Consider the following 20,751-nt stretch of genomic DNA (forward strand, 5'->3'; position numbering starts at 1 on the left):
GCTGAAAATGTAATCTTACTCATGTTGTCTCACCTAATCCCCATATCTTGAAATTCAAGTATATTAAAAAATACCTGTAGATAAAACACTCTTTTTTTGAGTGTCTTAACTACAGGTACCATATTAAGTTTTGAGCTTTCTTTTTTTATTCTGTCAAGAATGTACCTTCTTTCTTGTCATTTTTAAATGTCGTTATTTATGACAATCTGTGCTCTGCTTCCCATGATAGTGCCTACATGGATCCCTCCAATAGCCAATACGAAAAGTTGTTTTTAACTTTTTCTTTAGCCGCTCCTTACAGGAGGTAGCGGGTAGTAAAAATTAAAGATTCTTCTTGTTGATCTCCTCATTTTTACTTTTTAAGAACTCCTGAAATTCTTCTTTTGTTCTCTCAGATTGCATTGCTGTAAAGACTAATTCAAGCCATTCCTTTGAAAGAATATACTCATTATTTTTCATAGCAACCTCCAAACTTATTATTTTCAATAGTCTAAAGTTCCTTTCATGATTCTCTTTGTTGTGGCAGCTACCATTGTTATAAATGGAAACAACATAACTATTTACCATATCATTCTCTAAATCTAAATCAAATTTGTCGGTCGTATAAATTTTTTTAAAAGATAAGACTATCGGCAATAATTTTTCAATCATTTTGTTAAGCGTAATGAGCCAAAAGTAAAAGCCATTTTATCAACAATACCGTTTCAACAAAATCAAAGATAAGTTGCAATAAGCTGCTAAAATACTGATGTTCACAAAAACGTCAAAACTTTGTTTCATATTTGTGAATAATTGCACAAACTTATATTTTTTTAAAAGTATAAGTGATAATCTTATCACAGGAAGAAATTATCATATATTCATCATTTATACCTTAGTAAGGGGAGATTATTATGTTAGGCAAATTATTAAGAGAGAATAACATCGTTGCAGGAATATTAACAGTGGTCCGCATATATTTAGGCTGGGCTTGGATGTCAGCAGGGTGGGGAAAATTAACTGGTGGTTTTGATGCAAGCGGGTTTTTAAATGGTGCGGTTGCAAACCCAGTAATGGGTCCAGATGGAACAGCAGTATATAGCGGTTGGGTAGCTTTTCTTGAAAGTTTCGCCCTTCCGAATGCAGGACTATTTAATTTCTTAATTCCAATGGGTGAATTTCTCGTAGGATTAGGGCTTATTCTTGGTTGCTTAACAACAGCAGCAGCATTTTTTGCCTTAGTTATGAACTTCTCATTTATGTTATCTGGGACAGTATCTCATAATCCTACAGACATTATGATGGGCGTATTTATTGCAGCTGCTGGCTACAATGCTGGTAAATACGGTTTAGATCGCTATGTATTACCGTATCTTCGTAAATTAACAGGGAAAGGCAAAAACGAAGCAGGGCAAACGATGTCTGCTTAAATCAGAGAAGAGGGCAGTGAGACTTGGTTTCACTGCCTTTTCTCGAAATAAAGACATTATGGAGCAGAACTACTGGGATTCCTTGTGAGGATTCTTATTAAGCTTATCTGTCACATTTCTCATATGTCCCGGTTAGTATCCTGTTATTAATTCTTTCATATTGGAATCAAGCAAACGATAAAATTCAGATGAAATAAGGCTATATTAGTGATGTTAAAAAGATACCTTGACAAAAAATTTAAAAAGATGCTACACTAAAAACAACTATTATGTAATGCAAGTTAGCTTTTTTTTGACCAGCTATTATGCTATACCATATAGTTTTATTTTTTATTTTACTATCTTGTATTGCAAACTAGTGAAGAAAGGAGTATGCCAATGTCAATCAGAAGCCAGTTATTAAAAGGGATATTAGATGGGTGTGTATTGGCTGTCATAGAAAAGGAACCTGTGTACGGTTACGAGCTTTCGCAAAAATTATTTCATATTGGCTTAGCTGATGTTAGCGAGGGGACGATCTATCCGATCTTATTAAGGCTTCAAAAAAATGGCTTAATTAGAGGAGAAATGCGTCCTTCTGATTCTGGACCGAACCGCAAATATTATTTTTTGACGGAAGAAGGGCAAAAGGCATTAAAACAAATAATCAAAGAATGGAGTCAATTATCAAAACCAGTCAATGAATTGCTGTTAGGGGGAGGAAGTCAATTATGAATGTTAAGGCATTAATTGAAGAGAACAATCGCAAAAGAGAATTATTAACTCCAGAAAATGAAGCATATTATAGTGATTTACTAATCTATATTCGACTTAAGTTCAGACTTTCTGAACAGCATACAGAAGAAGTGTTAATGGAATTGCTCGATCATCTCCTTGAAGGACAGCGGATAGGGAAAACAGGAAAAGATATATTTGGTGATGACTTAAAGGGGTATGCAGATGAAATTATCGAGCAGCTTCCAAAATCGAAGAAACGAGAACTGTTCCCGTTCATTGGTGGGATTATTGCCAATATTATTGGTTGGGTTCTTATTATTAGAGGGTTTCTTTTCTTAATATTGTCACCATTTACAGAAGTTAATTCAACAGTATATCCGGTTACGGTTATTGTGGTTGCGTTCGTTATAGCTGCATTTGTGACTGTGACGATAATGTATATTATTAAATCTATAGAAGGCACTTTGTTTAAAGAAAAGCAAAGTAAATGGAAAGAAATGATTAAAGTTGGCCTCACCGGAGCCATTGGCATGGCTTCTATCTTACTAATAGTCAAGTTTCTACCAAAAATTGGACCTTCATTTGAATTTTCATGGTGGGCATCTTTGCTTACTGGATTCGTAATTTTAGCAAGTATTTATGTATATAAGCAGATGAAAAAGTATTAAGCAAAGCTGCCCGTAAAAAACGGGCAGTTCTTTTGGAATAAATGAAATTAATGGTAGGGAAAAAAGTTTGTTGCCGTTGGCGCTTTTTAACCTATATAGACACTTTCACATGTATTTGCTTGTGGTTCATAATAGCAATGTTGTTTGAATTGTCCAGAAAATGGCTGATCATACCATGTTGGTGGACAGGGAGCATATGGATTGAAGTACCATAGTGCATATTTAGAAGGGTGTTCTCGCCAATAATCTAAAGTTTGTTTCGCTAATTTCTTTTCAACAGCACGTGCAGGATTATAAAAAACATTTCCTTTCTGTACAGCTTCAAAAGAATAATTTCCGCCTTGAACTTGGAAAATAACATGTGAAATCGTTCTCAAGTCTTCAAAATCTAAACAATTTGCTTTAAGTCGGTTAACAATTACATTGCCAACCATAAGCATGCCTAGCCGGCCTTCACCTTCAGCCTCAGCCCGCATCATTCTAGCCATTAAGGCTACATCACTGTCTGTATATTTTACCCTTGCCACTGTCATCACCTCTAAATAAAGTGTATGAGATAAAACGACAAAAATGTTATCGATCTCTGTAAGTTAGAAGAAAAAAGATCAGTTTTTCTACACATTTAATTATTGATGAATTATGTTCAAAAGTCTGCCATAACTTTGTATCAAATATGTGAATAAGTGCACAAGTCAATGTATTTATTCTTTGTTCATGATAATCTTTAAGTAGAAAGATAATAACATTAACATGTTGGATAAGGGGGATTATCATGATTGGGAAATTATTAAGGGAGAACAATATTGTTGCAGGTCTTTTAACGGTCGTGAGGATCTATCTTGGTTGGGCTTGGATGACAGCTGGGTGGGGAAAAATTACAGGAGGATTTGATGCAAGTGGTTTTTTAAAAGGTGCAGTAGCCAATCCTGTAACCGGACCTGATGGTTCACCAGTGTATAGTGGTTGGGTATCATTTTTAGACAGCTTTGCCGTTCCAAATGCAGGTTTATTTAGCCCCCTCGTTGCTTGGGGAGAATTATTAGTAGGTTTAGGCTTAATACTTGGCTGTTTGACAACAGCGGCAGCATTTTTTGCCCTAGTCATGAATTTTTCATTCATGCTTTCCGGTACCGTATCTCATAACCCAACAGATATTTTGATGGGAGTGTTTATTGCAGCAGCAGGCTATAACGCTGGTAAATACGGATTAGATCGCTACGTATTGCCATATCTCCGTAAATTATTGAGAAAAAGTAGAAATAAAGAAAGTCATATAATTCCAACATGATTTTAAATATAGGCAATCCAACAGCAGGAAAATTTCCTGCTTTTTTTTGTTGTTCGGATTCCATTTTTGCCTTTTGTCTTACATAATTTATATAAACCATACTGATCCTAAATTTCATTAAAATGGAAACAAACTATTAGAATCTTGAGTTCGAATCATGTATTCTTGAGAAAGTAATCAAAAGCAAGAGAGAAGGAATGTTATGCAAAAATTAAATTTCAACAGAAGAACAATTGTGATCCTGTTACTTGCAGGGTCGTTTATTGCTATTTTAAATCAGACATTAATGATAACAGCGATTCCACCGATTATGGAAGAGATGGGGATTACAGCTAATACCGCACAATGGTTAACAACTGTTTTTATGCTAGTGAACGGCATCATGATTCCAATTAGTGCGTTTTTATTAGAGCGATTTTCTACTAGACAGCTATTTATAACGGCGATGAGCGTATTTGCAGCGGGTACATTTGTCGCTGCTATTGCCCCGAATTTTCCAATGTTGTTAGTTGGCCGTGTCATTCAATCCACTGGAGCTGGGGTAATGATGCCGTTGATGCAAACGGTATTTTTAATGATTTTTCCTGTGAATAAACGCGGAGCAGCAATGGGACTAATCGGACTGGTGATCTCATTTGCACCGGCAATTGGGCCGGCATTATCAGGTTATGTAACGGAACACTATTCATGGCGGGTATTATTTTATATTATTTTGCCAATCGCAATAATTGATATAGCTATTGCGTTTTTCGCTCTAAAAAATGTTACAGAAGTACAAAAGCCAAAGCTTGATATACCATCAATTATTTTTTCATCTTTCGGTTTTGGTGGTTTGCTTTATGGATTTACATCAGCAGGTAATCATGGCTGGTCTGCACTGATCACGATATTATCTCTGACTATAGGAGTAACGTCACTGGTCATTTTTATTTACAGGCAATTAAGGCTAAAGCATCCAATGCTCGAATTTCGCGTTTTTACATATTCAATTTTCCCATTTGCTGTAGCAATCGGAATGATCGCTTTTATGGGGTTGATAGGAGTCGAAACACTCATCCCCCTTTATATGCAAAATATGCGTGACTTCACCGCCTTTGAAGCGGGACTTACATTGCTACCAGGAGCAGTCATAACTGGATTAATGTCACCGATTTCGGGAAGAATTTTTGATAAATTTGGAGCTAAGAAACTAGTGATGGTAGGCTTAATTATTTTAACGCTTTCTTCATTTGCTTTTATACGTTTAGATACATCGACAACGACATATTTGACGATTATGTACAGCATTCGAATGCTTGGTTTATCAATGGTATTGATGCCTATAGCAACAGCAGGGTTAAATCAATTGCCTAAACGATTAATCCCGCATGGAACAGCAATGGATAACACGATGCGGCAAATTGCTGCTTCTGTCGGAACAGCAATACTTGTCACTGTTATGACAACATCAGAAAAATCAGCTACTAGCAAAGAGCTTATGAATCCAGACATTTATGGGGCCAATGTAGCATTCGTGGTTGTGGCGCTCCTCTCACTCTGTGGGCTGATTATTTCCTTTTTCATTAAAGATAGGAAAAATTCACAGGAAGAACTGGATGAAAGAGATTAAGAACTCATGAGAGAAAAAGTAGAAAAAAAGTAAACAATTAAGAGTGGTGATGGTGCTTAGAAGCAGAGTACGCCAGAATGTTCAATCTAAAAAATAAAAATCTGTCCTTCTCAGCATGGACAGATTTTTTGCTATAAAGTTAAATCAGCTTAAAATGCCATCATTTTAAAATAGATTGTTAGTAAAACTTGTGTTGCTAAGGAATCTTAATTAAATCTATATGTGTGTAATTCCATTTATTATCTTAAATTGGTTTGAGGTTTCTTTCCTTTTCCATTCAAGATTAAGATAGTATGGTTTTGCTCAATAGTATTGCTTAGCAAAGCTAAAACAAAGAAAGAGGTAGGCTTAATGAAATTAGCTGCTCCCAAAATTAGTGGACAAGTATCGCGAAAAGAATTTCTGGAGATTTTTGACGGTGAAGATCTAGCATTGGAAAATGGTAAAGTAATTGGATCCGTGTTTGAAAGTGAAGTTGCCAACAACATTCGTTTATATGATGTTATGATGCAAAGTTGTAGCTTTCTCAATGCAGATTTAAGTCAAATTGATATGACGGATGTTGTCTTTGAACACTGCGATTTGTCAAATGTCAAATTACATAAATCCTCCATTCACCGAGTGGAATTTCGGAACTGTAAGCTAGTGGGAGTAGATTTTTCTGACTCCCGTTTTGGGAATGTTCAGTTCATCGATTCTGTTCTTAATTTTGCCTCATTTGCTGATTCGAAATTTGAAAAAATTATCTATCAAAATAGTTCCCTTAAAGGGAGCGACTTTTTTAACTGCAAATTTAAAAATGTGGATTTTTATGAGTGTCAATTAGAAGGAGCTAATTTTAGTGAAACTTCATTAAAAGGGGTTGATATTAGTACCTCAACATTTGAGCAGCTAATCATTAATATAAAAGATTTGAGAGGTTGTAATGTCTCAACTTATCAGGCTTTGCAATTTGCGAGTTTACTCGGATTAATGATTAAAGACTAAATGTCTTGATGGTATTGCAACGGCAAATTATATGTAAAAATGTAAGCAAATTGTTCATTTGTTTTCTTTATCGATTGTAATTATTACTTGAACCATTTTCAAAAAATGCTTTGAATAGATTTGTTCTATTATTACTTATCGTTCATATCGATATAATCTATCCTTACGTTCTCCAATTGATGGTATATTTTGAATAGTAATAGTATTAGTAGAGGAGAAAAGATATGAACAAAAGTAAACCATTGATTTTAACTTATGGAGCAATGTGTATCACATTAAACGTTGTGCTAGGAACCGTCGTAAGTGCATTAAAAATACCATTATTGTTTCTAGACACGATTGGTACCGTATTGATGGCAGTTTTATTTGGTCCATGGTGGGGAGCTCTTGTTGGTTTATTAACCAATCTTGTTTTAGGAGTTACTTCATCACCGTCGGCGATATTTTTCGGAATTGTTAATATTACCGTCGCACTTGTCGTTGGCTTTATGGCAAGAAAATTTAATTTCATGAAGTGGTATGTTGCGTTACTAACTGGAATTATTTTAGCAATCATTGCACCGTTGATTGGCACTCCCATTTCAGTCGCTGTCTTCGGTGGTCTTAACGGAAGTGGAATGGATGTAATCGTTTTATGGTTAAGAGCTTCGGGGGAAAGTGTATTTGCATCAACATTCATATCAAGAATTACCGGAAACTTCCTTGATAAAATTGTCACATGTTTACTCGTTATGTTGATTGTTTCTAAACTCCCTTATCTGTTAAAAGTATATCATATTGGAGTGAATAAACATGCAGCGTAGCAAGAAAATATTGCTATCTTCCCACTGTATTTTAAATCAAAACACAGTCATTGATGGCGAAGCAAGAGCACTAGGTGCGATTCCTTCAGCGCTTGAGTGGATTGAAAGTGAGGGAGTAGGCATTTTGCAGCTTCCATGCCCTGAGTTCACTTTTTTAGGATTAGACAGACCACCGATGACTTATGAAGAATATAATAATGAAGAATATCGCACTCATTGTCGAAAAATATTACTGCCCATTATCGAACAATTGGAAGAATATAAATTTGCGGGATATGAAATCATCGGCTCACTTGCTATTCAAAGTAGTCCTTCCTGCGATCCAACGCGTGGTGTGTATATGGAGGAGTTATATAAGCTTTTAAAAAAACACCATATTCATCTTCATACACAATGGTATTTACCAAACGATGAAGATCCTGTTTTCGATGGAGAAAAACATTATTTGCGAAGTTAAATTGTGAACGTACCCTCTGAACTGTAAAACAATACAGAAGGAGGGGCGTTCTATTTTCCTTAAAATCATCCAAATTTGTGGAGCGTTACTTAATACTTTCAAAGTTAAAGGAACTTACACAGTTGATTTGTTTAAGGAGAATTTCTACTATATCGATTCTCGTATTCAAATTATAGATTAGTATTTATTGATTCTATCTAAATAATGAATAATAAAACTAGTTGATTGAATGTTAAAATTTGAAAATGTGAGAATGAATCAAGATTTATAGCTAGTTAACATCGAATGAAGAAAAACCTTTAAGAAGGGGAAAACTATGGAAAATAAAATTATTTTACTTTCATCTGATCAGCTTGGGCAGGGTGAAGCTGAATTAGGAGAGGGAATTTTGGAAACTTTCTTTACCATTCTTAAGCAAAAAGAAGAGTTACCTCAGGCCATTTTTTGTATGAACAGAGGTGTACTTACATTAACAGAGGGCTCACTTGTTTCTCTTCACTTAATCGAACTGGAGAAGAAAGGTGTTGACGTTCTTGCCTGTAAAACTTGTGTCGACTACTATGAACTTGAGGACCAGTTAGTCGTTGGAAAAATCAGCAGTATGCAACACTTTATTGACTTATCTTCTAAATATGAAGTGATCACATTATCTTAAGTAGAAAAGTTTTATTAAAGGAGCTTCATCATAAAATGAATTTATACGATAAAATATTTAAAGAATATTGGAACCCTTATGTTGCAATGGGAATTGCTGGATTATTAAGTGCGTTATATTTTGGAATAACGGGAACAGTGTGGGCTGTAACAGGTGAGTTTACAAGATTAGGAGGACATGCTTTACAATGGTTTGGTGTGGACGTGTCCAATTGGGATTATTTTGAGTTAATTGGGATAAACGGATCTCCACTTACTCGTACAGATGGTTGGATTGTGATCGGTATGCTTGTTGGAGCAATGATGATGATTTTATTAAGCAATAGTTTCAAAATTCGTATACCTAGCCAAAAACGCCGTCTTGTACAAGGGTTTATTGGTGGGATTATTGCAGGCTTTGGTGCGAGACTGGCAATGGGGTGCAACTTAGCTGCCTTTTTCACGGGGGTTCCTCAGTTTTCTTTCCACGCTTGGATTTTTATGATTATGACAGCGCTTGGAACCTTTTTAGGAGTAAAAGTGGTCAGTACAAAATGGTGGCTTGGAAGACCAAACCTTCAAAGTGGTAAAGGAAAAAGAAAGATAAAAAAGAAAAATATAAAGAAAACTAATATTCAACCTGTCTTAGGCTGGATCGTTGCTTCTGTATATGCAGGAATTATTGTATATTTTCTTGCAACTGGAAACAGTCTTCTTGCAGTTGGTGCACTTGCGGGAGCATTATTTGGGATATTAATTGAACGAGGACAAATTTGCTTTACATCTGCGTTTCGTGATCTTTGGATTAGCGGGCGTGCGGTCATGTCAAAGGCGATTGCAGTAGGGATGATCATTAGTGTGATTGTTACTTTTATTTTTATCCAGACGGGCTCTGCTCAAGTTATTAAAATGGCTGCACCAAGTACAGTAATCGGCGGCCTTCTATTTGGATTTGGAATTGTTCTTGCTGGAGGGTGCGAAACTGGGATGATGTATCGTGCAATGGAAGGACAAGTTTTGTTTTGGGTTGTAGGTGTTGGGAATATTGTAGGGGCAACTCTTCTTTCTTATGGCTGGGATCACTTTGGCATCTTTAATACACTTGCTGCTGGGTGGCCACAGGTTAATTTAATCAATGAGTGGGGACCAGCGGGCGCACTTCTAGGTACTTTAGCTATGTTAGTGCTATGGTTCTTATTTTCAAATTGGTGGGAGAAACGGTTTCGCTATGGAACAGGAATCAAACAAGAACAAATTAAACATATTACCGTTAAGGAGGTTTAATCCATGTCACAAGAGCTAGAAATTGACTACACCTTGGATATTCGTGGTGAACCTTGACCATATCCAGTTATTTATGCGCTGGATGCGCTGAAAACGATGAGAATTGGAGAAGTATTGGAAGTGATTGCTGATTGTCCACAATCGTTCCGTAGCGTACCCGAAGAAGCTGTTAAACACGGGTATGAGTTAGTTATTGCACCAGAAAAGGATGGTCAGGATCTTTATTTTTATATAAAAGTAGTAAGGTAGGGGATGATATGCATAGTATTCATCCCTTTTTTGTGCAAAAATTGAAAGACGCACGCTTTTGTGAGGTGTATCTATGATCATGCTTCTTTTTTAAATAAACGGTGAAAATAGTAAGAAACAACTCAAATCAGACAGGGAGATCATCCCTCTGTTTTTAAAGGGGAGCGCTTATCTTCTGCTTTTGAAACTTCTGCTTTGCTCATCCGTACACTTATTTATAGGTTTTATTACAGGAGGGTTATGATGGGCAATATTTATTTATTTTCACTTATCGCGGGATTAGCCTCTGCACTAGTGCTGATTCCCTTTACTAGTAGGAAAACAAATAAGAATGAGGAAAAGAAATCAAAAATAGGAGTAATGCTTATAGGGATTGCTCTTATCATTATTTTCATATTTACATTCTACTATGTAACAAATCTTGATCGAAACTTTACATCATTATGGGGATTGGCTATCCCTGTAACTCTATTAGGAACAATTTTAGCTTCTGGAAAAGAAAGGCTGCTCAAAGGAGCATTGTTCCTTGGAAGTTTAGTATTTGGAGCAGTATTATTATCAGCATTTGTCTTTAATGCGAATGAAAAATATGAAGTAGCAAAAATGACCGAAAAAGTCGAAATCGAAACATTTTCTGAAAGTGAAACGCCAGCAAGTGTACCACCAAAATTTGCTCGAAATAAGATGAAAAAAGCGTTTGGTCAAGTTCCAAACACAAGCTATTACGAACTTGGGAATTTGCAAATTCAAAAGGTCAATGGAGAATATGTATATATAGCACCTGTAGAATTTTCAGGTTTTTTTAAATGGTTAAATGGCGATAATACACCAGGTTATTTTACGATCAGTGCGACCGATTCAAGTGACAATCCGAAATTTATGAAAGCTGAAATGGAATACACACCATCTTCCTATCTTCATAAGAATCTTGAACGCCATATACGGATGAAATATCCGCATCATATTTTTTATGGGGATGTGCAATTAGAAATTGATGATGATGGTAAGCCTTTTTATATTCGTTCCTATGGACAATTCATTTCTGCTAGAAATGGCTTTGATGTCAAAGGGATTGTGATGGTAGACCCAAAGACAGGAGAAACAAATGACTTTCCTTTAGCAGAAATTCCAGAATTTATTGATAGTGCTGTTTCTCCAGAAGTTGTCAGCTTACACAATAGTTATTTTGGAAATTATATTCACGGATTTTGGAATAGCAAGTTTGGAAAGAAAGATGTAAAGCTCCCTTCTGATGAAGGAACAGTGGCAAATGTTAGTCCTATATTTGATGAAAATGGGGATATGTTTTATTTCACTGATTTCACTAGTCCAAAAGAGAATGTAGATTCGATGCTGGGTTATTCTCTAACGAACGCTAGAACAGGTGAAGCAACATACTACACTGGTAATCTTGAACAGTCTTACATGGATTCACAAGGTGCTCTGCAAATTATTGAAAAGAAATTTATTGAAAAGAAGTGGAAGGGTCAGATGCCTGTTCTCTATAATTTCTATGGTGAAGCAAGCTGGCTTACTCCAGTTCTTGATTCAAATGGCTTCCTTCAAAACTATTTTATCGTTTCCGCTGCCAACCCAGAAATTTCGGTGTATGCAAATACACCAAATGAAGCTTTAAGACTCTACAAAACAGCATTGCAACGAGGGGGTAGTACGGTTGATGGAAGCTCAAAAGCAGAGGAAAAGGAAATTAGTGGAACAGTTATACGTGTTTATAAGGAGAAGGTCGGCGATTTTACGACAATAACCTTCTTATTGAATAATAAACAGAGCTATGTCATTTCGTCTGAAACGAATCCCCTTGCTATTTATTTACAGGAAGGTGATAAGGTGGATATTCGTTACTTAGATACAGGTGAGTTTTTTCTACCAGCAAAAGAAATTTTGATTGAAGGTTTAGAATAGAATTACTTCGATAAGGGAGCAGATGCTAGATTTTGTTAAAATATGAGAGGTGGTACGGGGAGATATCTCCTATACAACTACTAAAAAAGAAGGAAATCGAAAGTATAAATCGAATTCGGTGAATTGGTATGTGCTCCTTTGTTTGAACAGTGTACATAGGGTACAAATGACCAGAAGCTGATGTAGAAGAAGCTGAACACCTTCGTCACAAAATAAAGTCAAAGAAATATATGCATGCGTAAAGAGTCGTTTGAACGACTCTTTACGGTAATGCGAAAGAAAAGCATGGTTATGCGATGGACAACTTTTAGAGGGATTAAAACAAGTCCATGCAGGCGATGCTTACTTTTAGTACCTTGCACTTAAATAAATGGGCGAATTGTGCAAGAAGGCAATGCCATACAAGTTTAAGTTCTAGTCCATTAGGAGTAAAGTGAAGTTTCTTATCATTAAAGCTTCATCGATCTATCTCTGCTCTTCGACAGAGCGTTACAAAAGCAAAAACTTAAACACTAGCAATACATATGTTTATTAAAAATGGCGTTTTCCAAATATGGTTGATCTTGCTAAATATTATTGACAAATAGCACTAAATGTGTAAAATTACACTATAGTGTTTTAATTTATTTAGGGAGGAAGAATGGATGAAGCTATTTGCCTCAATATTAACGATTTTATTGTTGGGATTTTTGGGATTTGCAACGACCATTTTTATTTCATTGCTTGGTTACAAACCATTTTATTTATATTTTATTCCTATTTTTACAATTGCCGTCATTATAATGATTATTTTCCTGATTTATGGAAAAGCTCAGAGTAAACTGTTTAAGAGATGTACAATGGTTTTTATTACAGCTGCTATTGTTTCAATCGTTTCATATGAAGGATATGAAGCTTATGAAAAATCACTTGAAGTGGTGAGCACCCAAGATGTTGATTTAACAGAGTACACCCCGTTTGTTGAAGGCTCGAAACTTGTTTCGCTGGAAGAACCTTCAACACTGAAAATCGCCGATGATCTTCCTAAGTTAGATGGTGCCACAGCGCTATATCCTGTATACTCTGCTTTTGCCCAAGCGGTATATCCAAAAAAGGATTATTCACTTCACGATAGTGAAGTTGTTTCAAGTCAGACAAGCGGAGCTTTTGACCGTCTATTAAAAGGCGATGTAGATCTTATTTTTATTGCGCAGCCATCGGAAAAACAGATGCGCAATGCGGAAGAGCTTGGGATTGAATTGAATTTAACACCGATTGGGAGAGAAGCATTTGTTTTTTTTGTTCATTCTAAAAATCCGATTAATGAACTAACAATGGAACAGATTCAAGCGATCTACTCGGGAAAAATCACCAATTGGAGGCAGCTTGGTGGAAAGAATGAGGAAATCCGTGCTTTTCAACGTCCTGAAGGCAGCGGGAGTCAATCAGCTTTAATAAACGTGATGGGCGATGTACCTTTAATGGAACCGCCATCAGAAGATATCGTTTCGGCCATGGGAGGGATTATTACCGAAACCACCAATTATCAAAATCGCACCAATGCGATCGGCTTTTCTTTTAGGCATTTTTCACAAAACATGGTGGAGAATGGTAAAATTAAATATATCGCGATTAACGGAATGACACCTAGCAAAGAAAATATTCAAAACGATTCTTATCCAATCGTTGCTCCACTTTACGCGGTAACTACAAGTGGAAATACAAATCCTCATGTCGAGGGGTTCATCAATTGGATGCTTTCTGAGCAAGGACAATATATCGTGGAACAGACTGGGTATGTTCCAGTAAAATGACGGAGAAAGAAAAAATTCCACTTGTAAAACTTGTGGTAAAGTAGTTTCTCGTAAAGTGAAGCGATACTGCCATGCTCATTCAAAACGCTTTAAAGGAAATGTATATTGTTATGAGCATCAAAAATCGCATTTCTAGTTTTGTCATCGAAAAAAATCAATAACTGTAATTTTCATAAAATCATTCCTTGTGAATAATTTCTGGTGTAAAATGTAAGCATAATAATATTTCGTCAGGAGGATTTTTATGACTGGAACAGTGACTGTCATCATGATATTTTCGATCCCACTCGTTGCTATTATTACTGACCATTTTCAAAAGCAAACGAAGATGAAGCATAAGATGATTAAAGATCAATTGGAATTGGAGAAACTGAAACATCAAAATTTTTTAATAGAAACTGAGAAAATGAGACTTGAATTGGAACAAATGGTAAGTGAAGATAAGTTAGAGCAAAAGAAAATATTGTAATTTAAACCGCCTCACTAATGATTTTTTAGGAGGCTTTTTCTGTTAAGTTACGATTTTTGGCTAATCAAGTGTGAAGCCTTGGTTTCATACCTATTAGCCAGGCTGAAAATGACCTCTAAAACCGTGAAGCGATGCGAGAAACAAGTTCTCTCTATTGTTTCATATTATCAGAAAAAAGAGTAAAAAATAAGTCGGTTACATAATAAAACCAGATATCATGAATTGATTTCAGAATTTTCTGATACTAGGTATTACATAATTCTAGATGGAATGGGTAATAGCACATAATCTCATGTCATTATGTTCATACGAGTACCCCTTTTAGAAAAATTATGCTAGTATTATAATAGCCGAATAAAAGAGGTTCTAGCACCCCTCTCTAAAAAAACTAAGATGAAGCAGTACTTCGATCTTGGGGTACTGTTTTTTCTTTTGAAAAGGAGTCATTTGTATGTTAAAAGATGAAAAAGCGATTGTTGTCTTTAGTGGCGGACAAGATAGCACGACTTGTTTGTTTTGGGCACTCGAAACGTTTAAGGAAGTTGAGGTGGTTACATTTAATTATAATCAACGACATATTGAGGAAATTGAGTGTGCCAAAAAGATTGCAAAAGAGGTGAATGTAAATCACCATATTTTAGATATGAATTTACTGAATCAATTAACGCCCAATGCGTTGACAAGAGCTGATATTAAAATTGAAGAAGGGGATGATGGTGAGCTTCCGTCTACTTTTGTACCTGGAAGAAACCTTATTTTTCTCTCATTCGCCGCAATCCTTGCTAGTCAAGTCAATGCAAAACATATTATAACAGGTGTCTGTGAGACTGATTTCAGCGGTTATCCTGATTGTCGTGATGCCTTTATTAAATCATTAAATGTTACCATCAATTTATCCATGGATAAGGAATTTGTCATTCATACACCATTGATGTGGCTAAACAAGGAAGAAACGTGGAAAATGGCTGATGAGCTTAATAGATTGGAATTTGTCCGTGAAAAAACACTTACTTGCTACAATGGGATTATTGGTGATGGCTGCGGGGAGTGTCCTGCTTGTAAGCTAAGAAAAAACGGTTTAGAAAGCTATCTTTCCACACGTGAAGGAGTGAGGGGATGATGGATCAGTCTATGTTCGGTTTTCGCATCGTTGATCAATTGCAAAAAATAGATAAAGACATTCAAAAAAATGAATTAAAATATCATCAGAGACGTGTTTTAGTAAGCAAGGAATTTACCTTTGATGCAGCTCATCATCTCCATTGTTATGAAGGAAAATGTAAAAACCTTCACGGACATACGTATAAAGTCATTTTAGGTGTGAGCGGCTTTACGGACGAGCTTGGTCTTGTCATAGATTTTGCTGATCTGAAAAAGATTTGGAAAGAGGAAATCGAAATTTTCTTAGATCATCGCTATTTAAATGAAACGTTGCCAAAAATGAACACAACTGCAGAAAATATGGTTGTGTGGATCTATGAAAAATTACAGGTCGCATTAGCCGACTCATATCCAAATACTAGAGTTGAATTTATCCGTTTATTTGAAACACCTACAAGCTATGCCGAGGCAAGACGGGAGTGGATGGAGAATGAGTAAAATTCCAGTAATGGAAATTTTTGGACCCACTATTCAAGGGGAAGGAATGGTTATTGGTCAAAAAACAATGTTTGTCCGCACTGCTGGATGTGACTACTCTTGTTCTTGGTGTGACTCTGCTTTCACTTGGGATGGATCAGGTAAAAGCTTAATTAAACAAATGGAAGCGGAAGAGATTTGGCATGAATTAAAAAGAATTGGTGGCGATGGGTTTTCCTTCGTCACTTTATCAGGAGGAAACCCAGCCCTGTTAAAGAATCTTTCGTATTTAATCGCTTTGTTAAAAGCAAAGCGTATCAATATTGGTTTAGAAACGCAAGGGTCTAAATGGCAAGATTGGTTCCTTCAGATCGATCAGTTGACTATTTCTCCAAAACCTCCAAGTTCAGGGATGAACACAGACTTTGCGGTACTTGATACAATTATTAATAATTATATCGAGTCAAGTTCAGGTCAGATTAGCTTGAAAGTTGTAATTTTTGATGATGAGGACTTTTTGTATGCAAAAAAGCTCCATCTGCGTTATCCGAATTTACCATTTTATTTACAAGTAGGCAATGATGACAGCAAAACAGAAGATAATGAGACACTTATTCGTCAGTTATTAAACAAGTATGAATGGCTGATCAATAAAACGATAGCGGATCATACATTAAATAATGTGAAAGTACTTCCACAACTCCATACACTTATTTGGGGCAATAAACGTGGCGTTTAGAATATAGCTTAACGTTTGAAGAAAGCAAAACTGTCAACTTTATCCTTCGTTCAAACTGTAGACAATCTTTTGAAATAGAGTTGTCTACAGTTTTTTTCGTTTCTAATCCACCTGATGATGGAAAAGGGAGATATGAAACAATATCATTGAAAGAGAGCGTTTAGTTATCACCACATTGGGCTATGCAAGGCAAATATTTATATAGAGTTGACTCTTATAAAGGGATTATCATGATTTCTGATTTTTATGCTTGTTTACAGAAATTATTTACTATAGCATGTATGTAAAAGGCAATAGAGTAGCCTAACGGAGTGGTTCTCATAACGTAAGAGGGGATGTCTATGGAAAGAAAAAAAATAAGAGAATTGGGTGTTGTTGTTGGACAATTGCCATCGGGACCGAAAAATTGTCTTACTGATGTAAAGGGGGTTCATGTTGGTCATGTAACCTTATATCATCCACTTACAAATGCCGATAATGAATGGGCATGTACAGGTGTGACGGCCATTCTTCCGCACGAACAAAATATCTTTCAAAACAAAGTTGTAGCAGCAAGCTATGTTTTTAACGGTTTTGGCAAATCAACGGGCTTAGTGCAAATGAACGAATTAGGAAGATTAGAATCTCCGATCATGCTAACTAATACATTTGCGATACCTGCCGTAACACAAGGAACTTTAGAATATTTATTAGAGCAAAATCCAGAGATTGGAGAGACTACTGGTACTGTCAATATCGTCGTTGGGGAATGTAATGATAGTTACTTGAATTCTATTCGAATGATGTCAGTAAAACCGAAGCATGCAAAAGAAGCCATCAGGATAGCTTCAACAGAAAAGGTAACGGAAGGAGCAGTAGGAGCAGGGACAGGAATGGTTTGTTTCGGTTATAAAGGTGGAATAGGCTGCTCATCACGTTTGGTTGTCGATGATGGAGAGCAAGGAGCTTACACGGTTGGATGTCTAGTATTGAGTAATTTTGGTACTCAAGATGATTTATACATGTATAATCGTTTTATTGATACAGAAGGAAAATCCGAAGTTGTAAAGAATAACGAAGATGCACAAACAGACGGATCGATCATGATCGTGTTGGCTACTGATGCCCCTGTTAATGAACGTCAGCTTCAGAGAATTGCGAAAAGATGTGGAATCGGTCTCGGAAGAACAGGAAGCCATATGAGTCACGGAAGTGGAGATATTGTAATTGCCTTTTCAACCTCACAGACATTACCTCATTTTTCAAGCGATAAGAAAGAGCATCAATTCCTTTTTAGAGAAGACAGGCATATGATGAACATGCTTTTTTGCGCAGCTGCTGAAGCAACTGAAGAGGCAATTTTAAATTCATTAACGAGTGCAAAAACGACGTATGGAAGGAAAGGAAGAGCGGTGAAAGAGTTTCCTCTGAATCACCTCAGATCATAGTATATCTTATAAGCTGCTCTCCATCTTGAATGTTTGCTACAGATGATTAAGTAAGCATACACCAAATAAATTCGCAATTTAGCAAAAATAAGTGTATCATGAAAGTAACGAGATTCTAACTTAATGCTTGCAGGCGAGTTTAATGAAAAACAGGTCTGCAAGCTTTTTTGTTAATGGAACAAGGTAAATTCAAAGGAAGGGACAACAGTAATCTATACAGGCAAGAGCACGATGAAAGAAACAGAATTATGGTTTTCTTTGTTTAGGGGGATACTGACTATTAATAAGCTTCGAAAATATAGTTTGGAAATGGAGATTATGCATATGAATGAGAAGGAAATTATCATTGAAATTGATAAAATAAAGTCAGGAAAGGCTAATATTATTTCTTTTTATCGCAAAAACAAACTAATTGATCGTGCACCACTTAGACTAAAGGACAAATCAGAAAGCTACAACTATAATTATCGACATCACTTTGACGGAGATGATCTTGAAAAAATTAATGCGAAACAGTCTTCCGTTTTTCCTTATGATGGGCGTGGGAAGATCAATGAGTGGGCAGACGAAACAAAACGTTCTTTAAGGCAATTAATTATGGATGGCAAGTTTAATCGTGTTTTTACAAAAGGAACGACAAAATATAGCATTAAATTAGTTTGGGTTTCTGGTGAGTAGGCGATAATTTTATCAATCACGTACTTTTAAGTCCTAGTGTTTCCACTAGGGCTTTTAGTTTGCCTAATAAGAAAAACTAGCCATGTACAGCATTATATTAAATTGTGAAGATGGTCATTGTGAGAGGTTGAAAAAAGACATTGATTACAAAACTGGATGACGCAGCAAGTTCGTGATAGCATCATCCAGTTTACTCATTTTATAAATGTCTTTTTAATCGTGCTGCAAGTGGAATTACGATGATGCCAGCGATGACGACTTGCATGATGTTCCCTGGAACTGAACCAAATGGTAAGACCCAATTGCTGTATAAGAGTACTTCTGCAAAATAGTAGCCTACTACTTTAATAATTAAAGCAACGGCTACAGCCATTGAATAGACGTATAATTTTTTCCCTGGAAGCTTTTCGGCGATCAACCCAGCAAGATATCCCATTGTCCCAACGATAACGAAAGTAAAAGGCGCCCATGCTGTCCAGCCTGAAATGAGGTCAAATAATCCCATTCCTACAGCACCTGCAATCGCTCCTGATTTTCTTCCATAAAGAAATGCAGCGATCAAAAGGGGAACATTTCCTAAATGAATCAGTCCGCCATTTCCCATGATTGGCAAGCGAATATTAATGAACATTGTCGATACAAAGACTAATGCGATAAAAAGAGCATTGATTACTAATATTTTGGTTTTCACTGCTTGTTTTGGTGCCAAAGTTGAATTCATCGACGTACCTCTTCCTATTTTTTTAATTACTATCATACTAGATTTACTCAATTTAATAAATATTTTTTATTCATGCTTACTTTTAAAGGCTAAATATATATGTTAAATCATAATTTTACGAAAGTTCGGCAAACTCAGCCGATTTATCGTCTCATTTTTTAAAAAAGAAAGAGAACCGTCTCCCATTATTATTGAAACAACAATAAATACTTGAACTAATGAGTTGGCACAGTAATTGCATAAAAATATAGTGAACTTTTTAAACAGGGGGAATGGAAACGATGAAAGCGGCAATTGTCAATGAATTTAAGAAACAATTGGAGATCAAGGAAGTGGAAAAACCGACTTTAAATTACGGAGAAGTACTAGTGAAGCTTGAGGCATGTGGGGTATGCCATACAGATCTTCACGCCGCCCATGGTGATTGGCCGATTAAACCTAAGTTGCCTTTAATTCCTGGTCATGAAGGGGTTGGAATCGTTGAGGCAGTCGGTGATGGAGTAAAATCATTGAAGATAGGTGATCGAGTTGGAATTCCATGGCTTTACTCTGCTTGTGGAGAATGTGAATACTGTTTGAGCGGACGTGAAACGCTTTGTCTGAAACAAGAGAACGGGGGATACTCTGTTGATGGTGGCTATGCTGAATATTGTAAGGCTCCAGCAGATTATGTTGCAAGAATTCCAGAAGGGCTTGATCCTGTTGAAGTAGCCCCAATCCTCTGCGCTGGTGTGACGACATATAAAGCTTTAAAGGTATCTGAAGCAAAACCAGGCGATTGGGTAGCTATTTATGGGATTGGTGGTTTGGGTCATATAGCACTTCAATATGCAAAAGTAATGGGATTTAATGTTATTGCTGTAGATATTCAGGATGAAAAATTGCAGTTAGCGCAAGAATTAGGTGCAGATCTTACCGTAAACGGATTGAAGGAGGATCCGGCGACAGCAATTCAGGCAAAGGTAGGAGGCGTGCAAGCGGCCGTTAGTGTTGCTGTCACACAAAAGGCTTTTGAGCAAGCATATCGTTCTGTTAAAAGAGGTGGAACGCTAGTTGTAGTGGGTCTTCCTCATGATGATCTACCTATTCCGATTTTTAATACCGTCTTAAATGGAGTCACAGTTAGAGGATCAATTGTAGGAACTAGAAAGGACATGCAGGAGGCGCTTGATTTTGCAGCTAAAGGGAAAATTCGCTGTCAAATTGAAACCGCTTCCTTAGACGAAGTAAATGAAGTTTTTGAGCGAATGATTAATGGTAAGATAAACGGCCGAGTTGTTTTAAAGATGGATTAACAAGTGGAGTGCAAGGTTTTATTC

At 36.3% G+C, this 20,751-nt stretch carries 23 protein-coding genes; 20 read left to right on the forward strand and 3 right to left on the reverse strand.

The window, feature by feature from the left end; genetic code table 11:
- Positions 1-321: 321 nt before the first annotated feature.
- A complete protein-coding gene (locus PZE06_RS09690) occupies positions 322-459 on the reverse strand; it encodes a hypothetical protein (protein WP_191963208.1) in 138 nt (45 codons plus the stop codon).
- Positions 460-893: 434 nt separating this feature from the next.
- On the opposite strand from PZE06_RS09690, the gene PZE06_RS09695 reads away from it, so the two are divergent.
- The 3 genes from PZE06_RS09695 (at position 894) to PZE06_RS09705 (ending at position 2,794) form a co-directional block, all read left to right on the forward strand.
- Positions 894-1,409 carry a DoxX family protein gene (locus PZE06_RS09695; protein WP_150915493.1) on the forward strand — a complete coding sequence of 172 codons (516 nt, stop codon included), beginning with the start codon at positions 894-896 and terminating at the stop codon, positions 1,407-1,409.
- 378 nt (positions 1,410-1,787) lie between these two features.
- Positions 1,788-2,123: a PadR family transcriptional regulator gene (locus PZE06_RS09700; protein ID WP_150915494.1), complete on the forward strand. Its 336-nt coding sequence runs from the start codon at positions 1,788-1,790 to the stop codon at positions 2,121-2,123.
- Positions 2,120-2,794 (forward strand): DUF1129 family protein, encoded by a 675-nt coding sequence (locus tag PZE06_RS09705; RefSeq protein ID WP_150915495.1) that lies wholly within the window; start codon positions 2,120-2,122, stop codon positions 2,792-2,794. Before PZE06_RS09700 ends, PZE06_RS09705 begins: the two co-directional genes overlap by 4 nt.
- A gap of 86 nt (positions 2,795-2,880) precedes the next feature.
- On the opposite strand, the gene PZE06_RS09710 is transcribed toward PZE06_RS09705, so the two are convergent.
- Entirely contained in the window at positions 2,881-3,321 is a 441-nt protein-coding gene (locus PZE06_RS09710) for a cell wall hydrolase (RefSeq protein WP_150915496.1), read from the reverse strand.
- Between the two features lie 245 nt (positions 3,322-3,566).
- On the opposite strand from PZE06_RS09710, the gene PZE06_RS09715 reads away from it, so the two are divergent.
- The 16 genes from PZE06_RS09715 (at position 3,567) to PZE06_RS09790 (ending at position 18,711) form a co-directional block, all read left to right on the forward strand.
- Complete coding sequence (locus tag PZE06_RS09715; RefSeq protein ID WP_150915497.1) at positions 3,567-4,082, forward strand: DoxX family membrane protein; 516 nt, start codon at positions 3,567-3,569, stop codon at positions 4,080-4,082.
- 202 nt (positions 4,083-4,284) lie between these two features.
- Entirely contained in the window at positions 4,285-5,691 is a 1,407-nt protein-coding gene (locus PZE06_RS09720) for a DHA2 family efflux MFS transporter permease subunit (RefSeq protein ID WP_150915498.1), read from the forward strand.
- Between the two features lie 351 nt (positions 5,692-6,042).
- Complete coding sequence (locus PZE06_RS09725; protein WP_150915499.1) at positions 6,043-6,678, forward strand: pentapeptide repeat-containing protein; 636 nt, start codon at positions 6,043-6,045, stop codon at positions 6,676-6,678.
- A 224-nt stretch (positions 6,679-6,902) separates the two neighbouring features.
- Positions 6,903-7,481, forward strand: coding sequence for a CD3073 family putative ECF transporter S component (locus tag PZE06_RS09730; protein WP_150915500.1), 579 nt, complete (start codon positions 6,903-6,905; stop codon positions 7,479-7,481).
- Positions 7,471-7,938 carry a CD3072 family TudS-related putative desulfidase gene (locus PZE06_RS09735; RefSeq protein ID WP_150915501.1) on the forward strand — a complete coding sequence of 156 codons (468 nt, stop codon included), beginning with the start codon at positions 7,471-7,473 and terminating at the stop codon, positions 7,936-7,938. The genes PZE06_RS09730 and PZE06_RS09735 overlap by 11 nt, the downstream gene beginning before the upstream one ends.
- 316 nt (positions 7,939-8,254) lie before the next feature.
- Positions 8,255-8,593 carry a DsrE family protein gene (locus tag PZE06_RS09740; RefSeq protein ID WP_150915502.1) on the forward strand — a complete coding sequence of 113 codons (339 nt, stop codon included), beginning with the start codon at positions 8,255-8,257 and terminating at the stop codon, positions 8,591-8,593.
- A gap of 35 nt (positions 8,594-8,628) precedes the next feature.
- Positions 8,629-9,855, forward strand: a complete 1,227-nt coding sequence (yedE, locus tag PZE06_RS09745; protein ID WP_150915503.1) for a selenium metabolism membrane protein YedE/FdhT — start codon at positions 8,629-8,631, stop codon at positions 9,853-9,855.
- A 69-nt stretch (positions 9,856-9,924) separates the two neighbouring features.
- Positions 9,925-10,104 (forward strand): sulfurtransferase TusA family protein, encoded by a 180-nt coding sequence (locus PZE06_RS09750; RefSeq protein ID WP_225310670.1) that lies wholly within the window; start codon positions 9,925-9,927, stop codon positions 10,102-10,104.
- 243 nt (positions 10,105-10,347) lie between these two features.
- Complete coding sequence (locus PZE06_RS09755) at positions 10,348-12,027, forward strand: hypothetical protein (RefSeq protein ID WP_150915504.1); 1,680 nt, start codon at positions 10,348-10,350, stop codon at positions 12,025-12,027.
- A 644-nt stretch (positions 12,028-12,671) separates the two neighbouring features.
- The gene (locus PZE06_RS09760; RefSeq protein ID WP_150915505.1) at positions 12,672-13,820 is read left to right on the forward strand and encodes a PstS family phosphate ABC transporter substrate-binding protein; all 1,149 of its coding nucleotides are present in this window, start codon (positions 12,672-12,674) and stop codon (positions 13,818-13,820) included.
- 244 nt (positions 13,821-14,064) lie between these two features.
- Positions 14,065-14,289: a hypothetical protein gene (locus tag PZE06_RS09765; protein WP_095313402.1), complete on the forward strand. Its 225-nt coding sequence runs from the start codon at positions 14,065-14,067 to the stop codon at positions 14,287-14,289.
- 451 nt (positions 14,290-14,740) lie between these two features.
- A complete protein-coding gene (queC, locus tag PZE06_RS09770; RefSeq protein ID WP_150915506.1) occupies positions 14,741-15,409 on the forward strand; it encodes a 7-cyano-7-deazaguanine synthase QueC in 669 nt (222 codons plus the stop codon).
- Entirely contained in the window at positions 15,409-15,888 is a 480-nt protein-coding gene (queD, locus tag PZE06_RS09775) for a 6-carboxytetrahydropterin synthase QueD (RefSeq protein WP_150915584.1), read from the forward strand. The genes queC and queD overlap by 1 nt, the downstream gene beginning before the upstream one ends.
- Positions 15,881-16,606, forward strand: coding sequence for a 7-carboxy-7-deazaguanine synthase QueE (queE, locus tag PZE06_RS09780; RefSeq protein WP_150915507.1), 726 nt, complete (start codon positions 15,881-15,883; stop codon positions 16,604-16,606). The genes queD and queE overlap by 8 nt, the downstream gene beginning before the upstream one ends.
- Positions 16,607-16,947: 341 nt before the next feature.
- Complete coding sequence (locus PZE06_RS09785; protein ID WP_150915508.1) at positions 16,948-18,033, forward strand: P1 family peptidase; 1,086 nt, start codon at positions 16,948-16,950, stop codon at positions 18,031-18,033.
- A gap of 324 nt (positions 18,034-18,357) precedes the next feature.
- A complete protein-coding gene (locus PZE06_RS09790) occupies positions 18,358-18,711 on the forward strand; it encodes a hypothetical protein (RefSeq protein ID WP_150915509.1) in 354 nt (117 codons plus the stop codon).
- Between the two features lie 199 nt (positions 18,712-18,910).
- Here PZE06_RS09790 and PZE06_RS09795 read toward each other — a convergent pair whose 3' ends face one another.
- Complete coding sequence (locus PZE06_RS09795) at positions 18,911-19,432, reverse strand: ECF transporter S component (RefSeq protein WP_150915510.1); 522 nt, start codon at positions 19,430-19,432, stop codon at positions 18,911-18,913.
- Between the two features lie 281 nt (positions 19,433-19,713).
- On the opposite strand from PZE06_RS09795, the gene adhP reads away from it, so the two are divergent.
- Complete coding sequence (gene adhP / locus PZE06_RS09800) at positions 19,714-20,727, forward strand: alcohol dehydrogenase AdhP (protein ID WP_150915511.1); 1,014 nt, start codon at positions 19,714-19,716, stop codon at positions 20,725-20,727.
- The last annotated feature ends 24 nt before the right edge of the window (positions 20,728-20,751 follow it).

The sequence above is a fragment of the Robertmurraya sp. DFI.2.37 genome (assembly GCF_029211245.1).
Lineage (GTDB): Bacteria > Bacillota > Bacilli > Bacillales > Cytobacillaceae > Robertmurraya > Robertmurraya methanolica_A.